Origin of the sequence: Virgibacillus oceani, assembly GCF_041521345.1 — a bacterium.
Classification (GTDB): Bacteria; Bacillota; Bacilli; order Bacillales; family Amphibacillaceae; genus Virgibacillus_N; species Virgibacillus_N oceani_A.
The window spans coordinates 160,047-174,216 of record NZ_JBGOHB010000005.1; the positions used below are offsets into that span (position 1 = coordinate 160,047).

General features: G+C 34.0%; 14 protein-coding genes and 1 pseudogene. 7 read left to right on the forward strand and 8 right to left on the reverse strand.

The genetic code is table 11. The features are described from left to right. Nucleotides 1-68: 68 nt before the first annotated feature. The 4 genes from ACDX78_RS05930 to ACDX78_RS05945 form a co-directional block, all read right to left on the reverse strand. Nucleotides 69-497 carry a DUF4267 domain-containing protein gene (locus tag ACDX78_RS05930; RefSeq protein WP_486026133.1) on the reverse strand — a complete coding sequence of 143 codons (429 nt, stop codon included), beginning with the start codon at nt 495-497 and terminating at the stop codon, nt 69-71. Between the two features lie 42 nt (nt 498-539). Then, nucleotides 540-1,025 carry a DUF4188 domain-containing protein gene (locus ACDX78_RS05935; RefSeq protein ID WP_486026134.1) on the reverse strand — a complete coding sequence of 162 codons (486 nt, stop codon included), beginning with the start codon at nt 1,023-1,025 and terminating at the stop codon, nt 540-542. A 70-nt stretch (nt 1,026-1,095) separates the two neighbouring features. Then, the gene (locus ACDX78_RS05940) at nt 1,096-1,797 is read right to left on the reverse strand and encodes a DUF2306 domain-containing protein (RefSeq protein ID WP_486026136.1); all 702 of its coding nucleotides are present in this window, start codon (nt 1,795-1,797) and stop codon (nt 1,096-1,098) included. 23 nt (nt 1,798-1,820) lie between these two features. Then, a complete protein-coding gene (locus tag ACDX78_RS05945; protein ID WP_486026138.1) occupies nt 1,821-2,360 on the reverse strand; it encodes a PadR family transcriptional regulator in 540 nt (179 codons plus the stop codon). 231 nt (nt 2,361-2,591) lie between these two features. Between ACDX78_RS05945 and ACDX78_RS05950 the strand changes: the two genes are divergently transcribed. The 3 genes and pseudogenes from ACDX78_RS05950 to ACDX78_RS05960 form a co-directional block, all read left to right on the forward strand. Continuing rightward, nucleotides 2,592-3,401, forward strand: coding sequence for a nucleotidyltransferase domain-containing protein (locus tag ACDX78_RS05950; RefSeq protein ID WP_486026140.1), 810 nt, complete (start codon nt 2,592-2,594; stop codon nt 3,399-3,401). 130 nt (nt 3,402-3,531) lie between these two features. Next, on the forward strand, nt 3,532-4,008 hold the full coding sequence (locus ACDX78_RS05955; protein ID WP_486026142.1) for a DinB family protein: 477 nt from the start codon (nt 3,532-3,534) through the stop codon (nt 4,006-4,008). Nucleotides 4,009-4,100: 92 nt separating this feature from the next. Next, nucleotides 4,101-4,567: pseudogene (locus ACDX78_RS05960) on the forward strand (class I SAM-dependent methyltransferase); the annotation flags it as partial. On the opposite strand, the gene ACDX78_RS05965 reads toward ACDX78_RS05960, so the two are convergent. Beyond that, complete coding sequence (locus ACDX78_RS05965; protein WP_486026144.1) at nt 4,542-4,784, reverse strand: DUF3923 family protein; 243 nt, start codon at nt 4,782-4,784, stop codon at nt 4,542-4,544. The pseudogene ACDX78_RS05960 and the gene ACDX78_RS05965 overlap by 26 nt on opposite strands. A gap of 615 nt (nt 4,785-5,399) precedes the next feature. On the opposite strand from ACDX78_RS05965, the gene rlmH reads away from it, so the two are divergent. Further along, nucleotides 5,400-5,879 carry a 23S rRNA (pseudouridine(1915)-N(3))-methyltransferase RlmH gene (gene rlmH, locus ACDX78_RS05970; protein WP_486026145.1) on the forward strand — a complete coding sequence of 160 codons (480 nt, stop codon included), beginning with the start codon at nt 5,400-5,402 and terminating at the stop codon, nt 5,877-5,879. Nucleotides 5,880-6,238: 359 nt separating this feature from the next. On the opposite strand, the gene ACDX78_RS05975 is transcribed toward rlmH, so the two are convergent. Continuing rightward, on the reverse strand, nt 6,239-7,534 hold the full coding sequence (locus ACDX78_RS05975) for a recombinase family protein (protein WP_486026147.1): 1,296 nt from the start codon (nt 7,532-7,534) through the stop codon (nt 6,239-6,241). A 378-nt stretch (nt 7,535-7,912) separates the two neighbouring features. Here ACDX78_RS05975 and ACDX78_RS05980 point away from each other — a divergent pair, with 378 nt between their 5' ends. Beyond that, nucleotides 7,913-8,557: a restriction endonuclease gene (locus ACDX78_RS05980; protein ID WP_486026148.1), complete on the forward strand. Its 645-nt coding sequence runs from the start codon at nt 7,913-7,915 to the stop codon at nt 8,555-8,557. A gap of 400 nt (nt 8,558-8,957) precedes the next feature. Here the strand turns inward: ACDX78_RS05980 and ACDX78_RS05985 are convergent, their stop codons facing one another. Continuing rightward, entirely contained in the window at nt 8,958-10,502 is a 1,545-nt protein-coding gene (locus ACDX78_RS05985) for a recombinase family protein (protein ID WP_486026150.1), read from the reverse strand. Between the two features lies 1 nt (nt 10,503). After that, entirely contained in the window at nt 10,504-10,677 is a 174-nt protein-coding gene (locus ACDX78_RS05990) for a hypothetical protein (RefSeq protein ID WP_486026151.1), read from the reverse strand. Nucleotides 10,678-11,612: 935 nt separating this feature from the next. Here ACDX78_RS05990 and ACDX78_RS05995 point away from each other — a divergent pair. Together ACDX78_RS05995 and ACDX78_RS06000 are read left to right on the forward strand one after the other, a co-directional pair. Next, on the forward strand, nt 11,613-13,574 hold the full coding sequence (locus tag ACDX78_RS05995; protein ID WP_486026153.1) for a hypothetical protein: 1,962 nt from the start codon (nt 11,613-11,615) through the stop codon (nt 13,572-13,574). 112 nt (nt 13,575-13,686) lie between these two features. Continuing rightward, nucleotides 13,687-14,058 carry a hypothetical protein gene (locus tag ACDX78_RS06000; protein ID WP_486026154.1) on the forward strand — a complete coding sequence of 124 codons (372 nt, stop codon included), beginning with the start codon at nt 13,687-13,689 and terminating at the stop codon, nt 14,056-14,058. The last annotated feature ends 112 nt before the right edge of the window (nt 14,059-14,170 follow it).

Below are 14,170 nucleotides of genomic sequence, written 5' to 3' on the forward strand. Positions count from 1 at the left end.
TTCACTGCCCGAAACCTGTGCTCCGGACTGATGAACGACTTAGCCCAAACGCCTCTTTTTTGAAGGAGCTAAGCATTTTTATCTTCCCTCCATAGTAAAAATGCTGTGATTAAAACAACAATGGCAGTAATAAAATGCTGCAAGCTGTATATTACTTCGCCCCTTTGCGTAATTACGAGTATGCCATCCATGAAAGGTATGATAGATGAAACGAAGGCAAGCATCATTAATGACTTTTTCATTTTGACAAAAGCAAATAGTGCAATTGTAAGTCCAAGGGCAAGGTCCCGCACTGCTTTTACCATCACAAACCCACTAGCTGCTGACTCTGTAATTCCAATACCAAACGCTTGGGATGCAGCGTTCGGCTGAATCAAACCATTCGTTCCAAGAGCGATTAATCCAATTGCAAAAAGCCAACTTAACCAAAACGTTAATGATGTATAATTCCAATTTTTCTTCTCAATCTGAATAGCTTTTTCTGTTTTAGCTGTCACAAAAAGTTTCCCCCTTCATAATCAAAAAGCCATCGAATAATGTTAGTTCGTTGCTGAAGTGCGCAATCGTTTACGTGCAGAACGGTGCTCCGAGGTAATGGCAACATGTTTTCTCGCTTTCGCCAAACCGTATACAGGCATATTTCCATAAACGGATTCATAGCTTCCTTTCTTAATTTCATACGTTTCATGATAAATCCCTACAGCATCATTATCTCCCACTTTTTTGTTGAAGTTTTTCCACGCTGCAAGATGCTTTTCTCCTTGAGCATAAGCGAGCAGCTCATCCGTGGAACGCCAATATTGGATCATAACGGTCGTACGAAGGCCAAAATAGCTTTCCATCGATAGAAAACCTAATTTCTCCTGATGTGCATAAAGTTCCTTCACCATTGCAGGCATTGCAGCGAAAACGGGCCCCCATTTTTGAATGGCCCATCGTTTATTAATACGCATGCCGATAAGAAAAACAACGATGTCCTCCTCATTTTCTGTCGTATATCTGCCGGTGAAAACCTTTTTCCCCATGTTTAGTCTCTCCTTTTAATGAAAACTACTGAAGTAAATAAAGTGAGCGCATTCTTGGAATTCACTGGCACTATCTAACGCCCTGCTTCACCAAGCGCTTTCTTTGATATTTATACCTTTCTCTCACCGAAAAGTAGATGATCAGCGGAACAAGCACAATAGTTGGTGCAAACCATAGCCAAACAGAAGCTTGTTTCAATGCAAATATGCTGGGAGCGCCGAAAACAACAAATGCCGTCACCGTGGAAATTCCGCAGCTTAACATGCCTGTCAGGTGCTCTACAGCCCAGCGCCTTTTATAATCAGGTTGACGCCACCAATAAACCATATGGGATATAGACAGAAATACGCCTATCATCGGAAACCATGCAAGCAGGGGGTCTCCAAGCATAAATCCGTAAGTACTCATGATGATCGCACTTGTCAAAAGCATGATAGGAATAAACCAGTCGATCCATGGACGGTGTTTTCCAGCATGTTTTTTAAACCTCAATACCCGCAATCCGTACATCGCTGTGGCAAAACTTAATACCGCAATAAACATCAGAAATAGATAAAAGGAGAACTCTGCTGTCGTCAGATTTCCTTCAAACCAAATTCTGTACAAAGCAAGATGTACAGATGTACCGCTAATTGCAAACATGCTGTATGTGAAGATCCAGCCTGTCAAGCGATGATACCGGCCGCCCTTTTTAAAAATGAGCGGCATCCATAAAATGATCAAAGCAACAAACCCCGCTATCACATGAATAAAAATAGATAAAGTAAACATAAATCTCCACCTTTTTCAAATACTTAAATTTTCCCCATCGTTTCCTCACACCATTCCACTGCTGCTTTCGTCACCCTTTTTCCGTAATCAAGGGTGAAGAGCCAATACGGTGCGTCCCCTTCTTCACAGCCATGGTGAGAGATCATCTCTTCAATCTGCTTATACGTCTCATATTGCACTTCCAGTTTTTGTTTATAATCCTGCAACAGCGCAACAGATTGCTCCTTTGTTTGATGTCTGCCAAAAAATAACTTCAGCAGCACTTCATTGCGCTCCGACGGCACTTGTTTCATCGGCTCTTCCAGCCACTCTTTTAGTATTTCCTCCCCTTTTGACGTGAGAAAATATTCTTTCCGGTCGGGTTTTCCCTCCTGGGAAGCTGTTTCTACTACTGCCAGTTCCTCCTGTTCAATCCGCTTTAATGTCGGGTAAATTTGCCCATAGCTGATTTTCCAGAAATGGTTCAGGCTTTTATCCATAAACTGTTTGATGTCATAGCCCGAACGGTGGCCTGTCGTTAGAATGCCAAGAATCGCGTATGTGGTATCGTTGTATGTTTTCAAATGCCTAACCCCTATCTTTATGATATGTATCTTTTAGATATATGATACATAAAATAATGTATAAAGTAAAGTGTAATTTACAAAATAGCTGTTATTCATAGAAAATTTATAAAAGTATGTGGTAATCTACCAATATAAAGATAAAAATAGATAAGGGGAATCGAGCAATGGAAAATATCGGGAATATTATTCACTTTATCTGCAATAAGGTCTGCAGCAGTTTAGGAGGAAATGAATGTGGCTATTCTAAATGCTGGATATGGTCTGGATGCTGAAGGATATATTGTCAGTGATGTAAATATAAAGAAAATATATCCTGTTTATATGCCTTGTATCCGGGAATCTGTCGAAGCGCTCAGGAATTTGTTTCTCCAGCGCCTGCACAGTGTTTATGTGTATGGCAGCGTAGCCAGAGGTGAAGCAGTTATGCTGAAATCAGATCTGGATCTTATTGCGATGTTTGACCGCAAACCCAGTTCCGTTGAGCTGAAAGAATTAAGGGAGCTTGCCGGGGAACTTTCTCAGAAATATCGTTCACTGGTTCGGGATGTTGGAATTGCAGTCGCAGATTATGATTACACGATGGACCCCTCCAATTACTATGAAAATGCATTTCTGCGGGAGCTCTGTGTTTGTGTCTATGGAGAAGATGCAGTAAAACGATTTGATCCGTATAAACTTACCCCGGAAATAGCCATTCGATTTAATGGTGATATTGGGGAGGTGCTTGACCGGACGTTGGGCAGGTTAAGAACAGCTTCTGATAAGGATTTTAAAATCATTTCACAAAACTTCGCTCGAAAACTCATTCGAACCTGCTATTCCATGGTCATGGTAAGGGCTCAGATTTGGACTACACGCCTCCATGAGCAGGCGGAAGTCTTTATCCATTACTTTCCGGATAAAGAATCTGTTATTCGTAACCTGTTAAATTGGGTAGATGATGGGCCGCCGATGGACCGAGAGACTGTATATGAGCTGTTTAAGCTTGAGGGGGAGTGGGTGAATGCGGGCTTTATACGGGAAGCCAATATTTTTTAGTGAAACGAAAGAACCGTTTATGGAAGATAGCCTTTTCAACCACTAGAGTGCATGAGCACTTTAAAATAACTTATACATTTCTTAAACGGAACAAGTTAATAGAAGTAGGACAAAGCAAGGAGTGTCTATATTGATAAATTTTTTTGAATATAACTGGCAAGTAAGAGACGAATGGTTTGAATGGTGTAAACGACTATCACATGAAGAATTGATAAAAGAACGGACTGGCGGAGTGAGAAGTATTTTATATACCCTATTTCACATTATTGATGTGGAATATAGTTGGCTTCGTGGTATTCAGGGCAAGGAAGACGTAATAGTTGAATTTGCTGATTACAAGACGCTTGAGAAAGTTAAATCTCTCTCAGATATATACCGAAATGAAATAGCTCAATTTCTAAAAAATAATATAGATAAATTAAAAGAGAATGTTGTGAGCGTCTCGTGGGATAATGAAACACATACGGTGGGAGCAATATTACATCATATAATTGCTCATGAAATTCACCATATCGGCCAGCTCTCGATATGGTCAAGAGAAATGGAGGTAACCCCTGTACCAGCCAACTTTATAGGCAGAAAATTTAAAGTCATTCATTCCTATTAAAAGAAATAAGGGCGTTAATGGAAGGTAAGTTAACCATAAAAGAAAATAGTGGTATAAATTACGAGGAAATTTTAACATGTAGGGGGGATATCATGAAACATAACAAATATGAAGATGTGCACTTCTTTTCTGCATATAAAAAAATGACTCGCTTGGTAGAAGGACTGGAAGGTGCGGGAGAATGGCACATATTTAAAGATCTTCTCCCCGAACTCCAGCATAAAAGCGTGCTTGATCTGGGATACGGCTTCTGCTGGCATTGCAGTTATGCCCGCCAGCAGCATGCAAAATCTGTGATTGGGGTGGATATATCCGAAAAATGACTCAGCAGGCACGAGAGATGACGAGTGACTCCTCCATTTCTTATTTGACTCTGCCAATAGAAGATATTGGTTTTTCAGAAGGTCAATTTGATGTGGTCATTAGCTCGTTAGCGTTTCACTATATTGAATCTTTAGAAACGGTCTGCAAAAAAGTCTACAGCTATTTAAAGCATGGAGATTCTTTTGTTTTTTTCGTCGAACATCCTGTTTTTACTTCCCGAAACGATCAGCATTACTGCTGATTTTCAGATTGAAAATCATCCACACAATTTGAATAATTATTGGAAGGATAGACGCAATTAATAAAACAATAAATGCCACTAATTTAAGCTCAGGTGTTTGAACAACACCAGCCCCATCGACCTCTCTCAGCCAAATAATAGCTGAACCTATTGCGAAAATGATAATCCAAAATATATTACTAATCCACCAGAAAATCCATCGTTTTTTCACATTATCATTCCTTTTATCTTTTGAACTAAATTTTGCTCCATTGTAACTGCGCTTTCACGCAATAACGAATTACCTTCGTTTTTTAAGCCACCCGATCATTTAACTTAATAATCCCTACGTATGTAGAGCTGCCAAAGCGCCGATCGTCGTAATGATGAGAATAAAAGAAGCCGTCATCCAAATAGTATTCTTCTCTGTAACCTTATTATGCTTTATCTTCTTTAACAGGGAAACCAGATTTAGACAGAAAATAATCCCGTAAACAGGTAATAAATAAAATCCGTAAATAGCAAATAATTGTATGAAAATAATATCACAACCTTTACTTTTTCTTTGTTTGTGTTCACGAGGAAAGAGGATCAGACAAATCAGGCTAAATGATTCTCTATTTAGTATTACTATATTCCTAGGTTGAGGTCAATAAAATTTTCGATATTATACAAATTTATGATAGTTCAACGGTGGCTCGTGGGAAGGTTTCAGTATTTCTCTATGTGTTACAGTTATCAAAATAGGCTCCGCTTATCCGTTGTATAAAAATAAAAAGCAGGAAGTCCCGGATGAATAAAATATGGTAAACTAAAAACAAATTTTTAATGAAGGATGGCGGCGAGCATGAAAATTACCATCGTATCTGTCGGAAAACTGAAAGAGAAGTATTTGAAACAGGGCATCCAGGAATATCTGAAGCGGCTGAGCAATTATGCAAAAGTGAATATCATCGAATTGGCGGATGAAAAAGCACCCGAAAGTATGAGTGAAGCGGAAATGGAAGCAGTGAAACAGAAGGAAGGAGCGCGGATCTTAAGTAATGTCAGTCAGGATACATATGTGATTACCCTGGAAATCAACGGTAAAATGCTAAGCTCAGAACAGCTGGCAGCGAAAATGAACGAGCTTGCGACGTATGGAAAAAGTAAAGTGGTATTTGTGATTGGTGGATCGCTGGGCATTAGTGCGGAAGTGCAGAAGCGGAGTGATTTGGCTTTGTCTTTTTCTAAGATGACTTTTCCGCATCAGTTAATGCGGCTGGTTTTGTTGGAGCAGATTTATCGAGGGTTTAGGATTATTAGGAATGAACCGTACCATAAATAGAGGCAAAAATTGTTCAAGATAAGGTGGTAATTTATCGTTAGAAACTGTTGTTTGAGGTAGGATTACACCCTCTACATCAGTTTCTAAATATAATAAATGGATTAAGGCAAAAGTTTTTGAGATATTAACTTCAGTGAAATCAAAATCGAGTTCTATTGTATCCACAACTCGTGTTTTATCTTTAGGTTGAAAAATGCTAATGCTTTCTATCAATAATTGTAGTAATTGTTTTTGTTTATTTCTAGATGATCGTTCATAAGTTTCAGTAAACTTTCTTAAAAGGACATGAAGAAGATCTGGCTGTATAACCTTAGTATCGATTGAGCTGAGTTTAGTACTTAGTTCATTTTTTCTTTGTTCTAATGTTGATTTTCCTCGAATACATCCTTTAGTCGCTCTTGTAAAATATCCACAGGAAATAGATTTCGTTCATATGCCTCGAAATATTTATCTTGAAGTTCTTTCAATTCGATAATTCTAATATCAACATTTTTTAATTCTGATTGGATTTCTTTAGTAGAATTAACGGAGTCTTTATTAAGTGAATTAATCTTTAACGCGAATTCCTCTTTGTTATTAATTAATTCCTGAATTTTTTCTATAGTCGTACTTTCCGCATTATAAGCTTTAATTGAATTAGCTCTACAAGCGGAAGGCCCCTTGTTGTGAAAATCGCTGCATACATAATATCGATGCTTTCTTTTTGTGCCGTCTTTACGTGTATAGGTTGTAATTGATGGAACCATACCTTGTCCGCAATCAGGACATCGTAATATGCTGCTTAACAAAAATGGTTCATTTGATTGTCTCTGTTTAAAAGATTTACTTTTTCTTCGAGTTTGTACTATATTCCATAATTCGTCACTGATTATCGCTTCGTGTTTACCTTCTACCAGTATAGGATTTGGATTTTTTCCTTTTCTGCGTTTAGTATCCCAATTTTCTACTTTAAGCCAACTAATCTTTCCATTATATATGGGATTGTCTAAGATAGTTGCGATGCCGTTAATTGAAAAATAACGGTCTTTTTTTGTACGGTATCCTTGTTTGTTTACATAGTTTGCAATGGCCTTTAATCCTTTTCCTTTTGCATATTGATCAAAGATAAGTTGAATAACATTTGATTCCTTTTGATTAATAATAAGTTCCTTTTCAATTGAATCGTAACCAAACACAATTCCACCATTCCATTCACCATGGAGAGCGCGTTGTTTCATGCCAAGTTTTACGTTTTCAGATAGTGTATTCCTTTCCATTTCGGCTATGGAAGCCATAAGCTGCAGAACAAGTCTTCCGATGGGACTACCAGTATCAAAGTTTTCCGAGTAAGAAATGAATTTCACATTATATTCTTCAAATTTATCCAAAAGAACCAACGTGTCCAACATGTTACGTGAAAGACGAGAGATCTTCCAGACTAAAACAGCTTGGAATTTATTCTTCTCTATATCTGACACAAGTCGTTGCATGGCGGGTCGTCCTTTAATCGATTTTCCACTTATCCCTTCATCAATATATTCGTCACTTACATCCCAACCATATAACTTTGCGTATTGACGTAGGGTATCCAGTTGAGCGTCAATACTGTATCCCTCACTTGCTTGCTCTTCTGTGCTGACGCGGCAATAGATAGCGACTTTTTTTATTTCATTCATTTATATCCTCCCTTCATCTTAAATAATACTATGAATTTAAGTAAGGGGAAAACGAGTTTTATATGTCACAGTCAGAACACAAAGAGCAATGAATAGATTGACTAAGGGATTATCAAATTAGTTGCTAAGGCTTTGGATTGTATGGCTCATTTATTCTAAGAAGTTTACCGCACAATTCATTTCAACTTCAATAGAACAAATCCCCACGCCTTTCATTTGAATTTTTGGCAACGTTCAAATCCTTTTACAAATCATCTATTCCTTTCTTTATATCAAATAATCCATTAAACTAAACGGTGGTATAATATGTAAATGTCGCAAGTAAATAAAAATTAAAAGTAGGATGTGAACAAGATTAATAAGAAAGATAGAAAACTATTGGCTAACGTTACTTCAGGACTCTTTTTAATAATAAGTTTATATTTATATTGGATTGTTTTTCACAGTACTAATATTTATATACTTTTCGGAATTATTCTCACTACTGCTATAATTGATGGTATAACTTATAACGCGCTATCAAAAAAAGGAAAGACTAAAAAACGGGCAAAGTCTCCACGTAATAATTCAAGAAAATATAAAAACACGGAAGACTTTAATCGATTAAGAAGCGATGAAAATATAATAGAATCTACATTGGAAGAACTTTCATGGCGAGAATTTGAAAGAATTTGTTATCTATATTTTAAGGCATGGGGCTATAAACCAAAGGAAACATCCAACGGTGCAGATGGTGGGGTTGATTTGATAATTTTTAACCGATATCATCAAACTAATGAAGCGGTTCAAATTAAACATTACTTATCATCTAAGAACCAAATTACTGTTAGGGAAATTAGAGAACTTAACTCCGCAAAGAGAAATCATGACTGTGTATTGGTAAGGTTTATTACTAGCTCTGGCTATACTCGGGAGGCATTAATAGAAGCAGATAAATATAAAATTAAGTGCCATAGTATTGAGTGGGTAAAAAGTCGTATAGAAAAATGGAGAAAATCAGAGTTAGCAAAGATTTGTAGTTAAATAAATTCCTACTGACTCAATAGATTTGGTGATCAGTAAGAATTATAATGCTTAACAGAAAATAGTTTTTTACAAAGTTTTCTAGTTAATATTTACGTAAGATATTTTATTTATTTTGAACAAGAGCAAGTGTTATGCTTAATAATATTGGCTAATAGCATACCACTTTCATGAATGCTTTTTACACCACTTACGACTCCTTCATTTAAAGCTAGTTTCCTGTAGCATTTAACATTTATAAGCATCTGTGGTTAAGTTTTCACTAATCTCATGCCTTTATTGTCTTTGTGTTCAGAAAACTCACTTAATTAGAATGTATGAAATAATAGGATAACTCCTTGATTATAATTGATGATGAAGTTGTAAAAGAAAAGGAGAAAGATTATTTTCTTTCTCCTAATTATGCTGATAATGCTTCATTTACATCATCGCAATCAAATTTATATATGATTTCTTTTATTTTCCTATCTTTTGTTGAGCTACCTAATGTTACGCGAACCTCTTGTATTAAACTATGGAATAGCCGTTTCTTTTCGGAATCTGATATAATATCATAGAAAATTTCAAAATTAGTTACAGCAAATTCGATGTTCTCAAATAAATTCATATTATCTTTTGTAGCAATGCGTTTTTCTATTTCAGTTATCCGTTTATTTGTTTTAAATTTGTCTTGCTCTATATCATTAGTTAAAAGTGCAAACGTATCCATGCTCATTTTTTCGTTGTCAACAAGTTTATAAAGTTCACTAATCTTCTTATCAAAACTATTTAATGACTTAGTTAATAACTTAGTCTCTTCCTCTAAGGAAATTAAAACGCTATTCAAATTACTGATTGTTATTTGATAAAGGATAGTAGCAAGATCACATTTATTAAAAAAAGTTAGAATATGTTTAAAAACATATTTTTCTGCGTAATCTTTCGGAACCAGATTAGAAGAACATACACTTTTACCACTGTTTTTATTTTTATTACATTGATAATACTTATATTTTTGACTACTATTACCTTGGACCATTGGAGAACCACATTGCGGGCATTTTATTAAACCTGATAATGGATATGTTCCCGGATGGATTTTTTCTGAAGAGTAACTTTTTCGTTTCATTAACGATTGAGCCTTATTCCATAATTCGTCTGAAATAATCGGTTGGTGAATACCTTTACGATACTCATTATCCCATTTTATCTCACCAATATAAATTCTATTTTGTAAAATTGTTTTGATACCATTAATTGACCAGTCATTTCCTTTTTTAGTTTTAATACCTTGAATATTTAATTCTGAAGCAATCTTTTTGTAACCCCAATTATCATGAGCATATTTATTGAATATTAATTCAATAACTTCAGCCTCTGAGGGAACAATTCTCAAATTTTTACTAACAGACTCATAACCGAATACTATACCACCATTAAAAAAACCTTTTTCCGCTTTAGCCTTCATACCATTAGAGGTTCTAAATAAAATATTATCTCTATCTTTTTCGGCCATATAAGCATTAATGTAATAAGAAGTTTTGGAATCTGGATTAGTTGTATTTATATTATCTGCAATAGAAATAAAGTGTTTACTCTCTTCACCTAGTTTCTTCCAGAAAAAAATGGAATCCAAAAAGTTTCTAAATGCACGATCGATCTTAAATACTACTAAAAAGTTAATCTCATCGTCGTCAATAAATTGATTATACATTTTTATGAATTCAGGGCGCCCCTCAATACTTTTAGCGGAGGCCTCCTCTACATATATTGCTACTAATAAAAATCCGTTTTCATCACAATACTTTTGTATCCTTTTTATTTGATCGTCAATAGAAGTGTTTGATTGTTGTTTTTCTGTGCTAATTCGTACATAAGCTATTACCTTTATTACTTTACTTTGTTGGTCATTGGGTAGTGATTTTTCTGTAGTAAAACTTACAGATGTCACAGCTGTTTTCTCCACTCTAATCAATCCCCCTATTGTTTTTAATATATTCTTCTTCTATTTGATTAGTATATTTGACAATTAAATCAGAAAATAACTGTAGAAAATTAGATGCCTTCTCAGCTTTATCACTTTTTATAGTTAAAATTGATTTATAGTGTTCCTTATAATCTAATATGTTCTTATCAGCCACTTTTAAACTCTCCTCATCGAAATTAACCAAGTAAATGCCGGCGATATTTGGTTGAAAGACATTGTAGCTTCAAAGTTTTAATATTTTAAGGGGTTATGTATAAAAATATATATTTCTTAATATATTTTCTGCCAATTTACATTTCCTCTATTAATTGTACGCTTTTTATAGTGACTAGATAGTATAAAGGAGCGGTATGATTATGGTGAATATAGAAGTGGAAAATGTAATCCACATTAAAATTATATTGAGTACATGGAAAAATTGCTTCACAAGATTTTTATAAGGATATTCCTAATACTATAAATGAAAATGGAGAAAAAAATTGGCAAGTTAGTTCCGGAAAATGAAATCATAAGCTTGTTAGCAGCAGTAGATCTTAATTGCTTTTCCTCATCAAAAGTGATGTTTATATTGTTCATTCTTCATTCAAATACCTCTTGTGATTTTATTTACTAAAGTTAAGCATATTTTTATTTTATCAAATTATATAGTTTGTACAGAGAAGAATTGACTGGTAAAAATAATAATTGATAGCTATCGTTTTAAATTAGTTAAAGTACTGGCTAAATGCTACATATGGGATGGGTGATTACGGCCAATTAAATGTACCAATGTTGACACACTTTTTACCACTGAAAGACAACGAATGTACCAGTAAATGACAGGTGATTACCACGTCACATTATCTAAATGATTAAAAGTAAAAAGCCATACGTATATTCAATTATAAATGTTATACTTGTGGTACTTAGTCGATTGGTTTTCAATAAGAATTGTATTCAACAAACGGGCCAGATTGTGGAATAAAATTTAATTGAAATAAAATAGTAGTAATATTATTTATGTGAAAATTAGTTAGTAATTTGATGGGAACTATATTGATATTAATAGATAAACTACTAATATAAGATTATATAAAGGGAAGTATTAGGATGGCACTTTTTAAAAATATAGAAAGATATAATTTTTATAAGGCAGAAAACAAGCTTAAAGAAGGTGAGGCGAATTTCTTTAAGTATTTAAATGAGATTCTCGAATCAGGAGAAATTGAAGATGCATTAACTATACTCAAGACATCGGGACTTGCAGTTAGTATATTTAATAATGAAAGGCAAAAGAAATTTTTTAGTAAAGCTATTGAGTATATAAAGTCCCAGTGTGATAACCAAGATCTTTCTAGAATTGAAGATTTAAGTATTGAAGCTTCTCATTTTGAAAATATATTTAACGAGTTCGATAAATTACGTACTAGTTTTTTTAAACAATATGAAGCAATAGATGATAAATATAAAGTTGTTTCCTATTTAATTTCTTTAGAACTGTATCTTAGAAATATTATACATGAACCTAGCGACAACATAAAAACTGAATTAATTGATATCCCTGAATTAAGTGAACATAACATGAAAGCAGCATTGTTTGATTCTGCGATCGAGTCTACTGGGATGATATTAAACTATTTTAAATATAAAAGGTATGATTTTAAAGGGAATAAACGAAATATATCACCAAAGATTCTTAATACTTCATTATCACATATAGTATTTAGTGAAATTTGGAATGAATTAAACGATATATTAGAGTACTGGAAATATTCTAATGTTCATGTTTCCAAAAAAGGGAATGGAAAAATTTCATTTGAAATTGCTGATAAAGAATTTGAATTAAATAATTTAATATCCAACGATAGGTTTAATAATCTTCGCCAAGGATGGCAAACAAGTGTTATACGTGATTTACAAATAGAATCCGACAATACAGAAAAATCGATTGATGATATTACTTCTAAAAGTAAATCTAAAATTAATTACCTTTTTGCCACTCTTTATTTTGGTTCCCCCCTTCTAGAAGAAAGTGTAAATGGGGTTCAATTGAAAGAGTGGCTTCGGGCTTATGAGTTATTAATAACTCTAAGTCAAGACTTTTCACAAAAAAATAAGAGAGTGAAAGCATATAACCTTGATAAGGTGTGTTTAAGTAAATCATTCCAAGGTTGGAGTAAAATTTTTCAACGGAACGGATTTTCTAAAGAAGATTCAAATAAAATAATCGAAGTGTTCACTTTTGACAACAAATCGCAGGATTTAGTAGATTGTCCATTTATAAATATTGATAATCAACTAATTATTTTACCATCATTAACATCGCAATCTGACGCGCCAAGAGCATTAGCATCTAACTTTTTAAATAGACACTTAAACTTAGATTTTAAAGGACCGGGATTCGAGGACAGAACAAAAGCGGGGTTAAAACTTAAAAATCTAAATTGCAAAAGGTTATATAAAAAAACTAAGGAAACAGAATTCGAGTGTGACATTGCGTTCGTACTTGATGATGAATTATTCTTTGTGGAATGTAAAGCACACGTACAACCTTTTACTACTAGACAACATGCGAATCATCTAAGTAAGTTGTACAAAGAGACACATCAATTAAATAGGATAGCTGAGTATTATAAAAATAATTTACAGGATGTCATAGAACAACTTAATCTAACTGAAAGTTTTGTACCCAAAGAAACACACAACATTTTATTAACCACTTCAATGATAGGAAGTCCAATTTTTGTTAATGGTGTTCATATAATAGATGAATCGTCCTTTACAAAGTTTGTGGATAGAGTACCACCATCCTTAAAGTACTTTGAAAAAGGGACTTATTTTGAGAAACCAAGCACTAAATTTGATATTTATAAAGGGCGAATAACAGCAAAAAAAATGCTTGAATTTTTGAGTTATCCACCTCAAATTAAGATTACTGGGGATTTATATAAGAGGCGCAATGTTTCTCTAAAGTTATTTGATTTAAAGAGACATTTTAAAAGCAACCATACGATGCATATAGGGGCTAATCTTAATAAGTCAGAACAATCTCTCATAGACAAATATTACTAATTACACCTCCATGTCTTTGTTATTAGTTTTGCGATAATAGAAAGTAATATATTAAATCGTAAAAAAGAATCCATCTTAATTAATCTTTTTTCAGAATAAGGGGAGTTAATGTATGGGGCTAAAAGTTCTTACTAGAATAAAATTACCTTACATAATTAGAATGAAAGATGACAAAGAAATAACTGCCAAATTAAATCCTTCAGATGAATTTTCACGATTTGACATTACTTTCTATCCCAATTCTAAGGATTATAAGGAATTTTATAATTCTGGTTATCCAGATAATAATTGTTTGTTTATTGAAGTGGAAGCTGTTACAGAATTATATAACTTTGAGGATTATAAGATGAAGGGTATAGATGATCACTATCCTGCCTATGAAGTATCGGAAGAAGATAGTAAGTTAATATTTAGTTTATTAAGGAAAAGGTTAAATAATTATTTAGAAGTTCTTAATGAGAAAACAAAAGTAAGCGTCAAATAAAACACACATAGAATCAGAAAGTCATCCATGCGATAATCTTCTTAGAAATGAATTCAGGAGGTTATGCGATGACTCTAAAAGACAAAAGAATAGAATGGGAAGCGCGGTATGA

Coding starts and splice junctions, on each gene's coding strand:
- ACDX78_RS05975 (WP_486026147.1), bottom strand. CDS start 7,534: ATGAATGAAATAAAAAAAGTCGCTATCTATTGCCGCGTCAGCACAGAA.
- ACDX78_RS05935 (WP_486026134.1), bottom strand. CDS start 1,025: ATGGGGAAAAAGGTTTTCACCGGCAGATATACGACAGAAAATGAGGAG.
- ACDX78_RS06000 (WP_486026154.1), top strand. CDS start 13,687: ATGGGGCTAAAAGTTCTTACTAGAATAAAATTACCTTACATAATTAGA.
- rlmH (WP_486026145.1), top strand. CDS start 5,400: ATGAAAATTACCATCGTATCTGTCGGAAAACTGAAAGAGAAGTATTTG.
- ACDX78_RS05995 (WP_486026153.1), top strand. CDS start 11,613: ATGGCACTTTTTAAAAATATAGAAAGATATAATTTTTATAAGGCAGAA.
- ACDX78_RS05950 (WP_486026140.1), top strand. CDS start 2,592: ATGAATGTGGCTATTCTAAATGCTGGATATGGTCTGGATGCTGAAGGA.
- ACDX78_RS05940 (WP_486026136.1), bottom strand. CDS start 1,797: ATGTTTACTTTATCTATTTTTATTCATGTGATAGCGGGGTTTGTTGCT.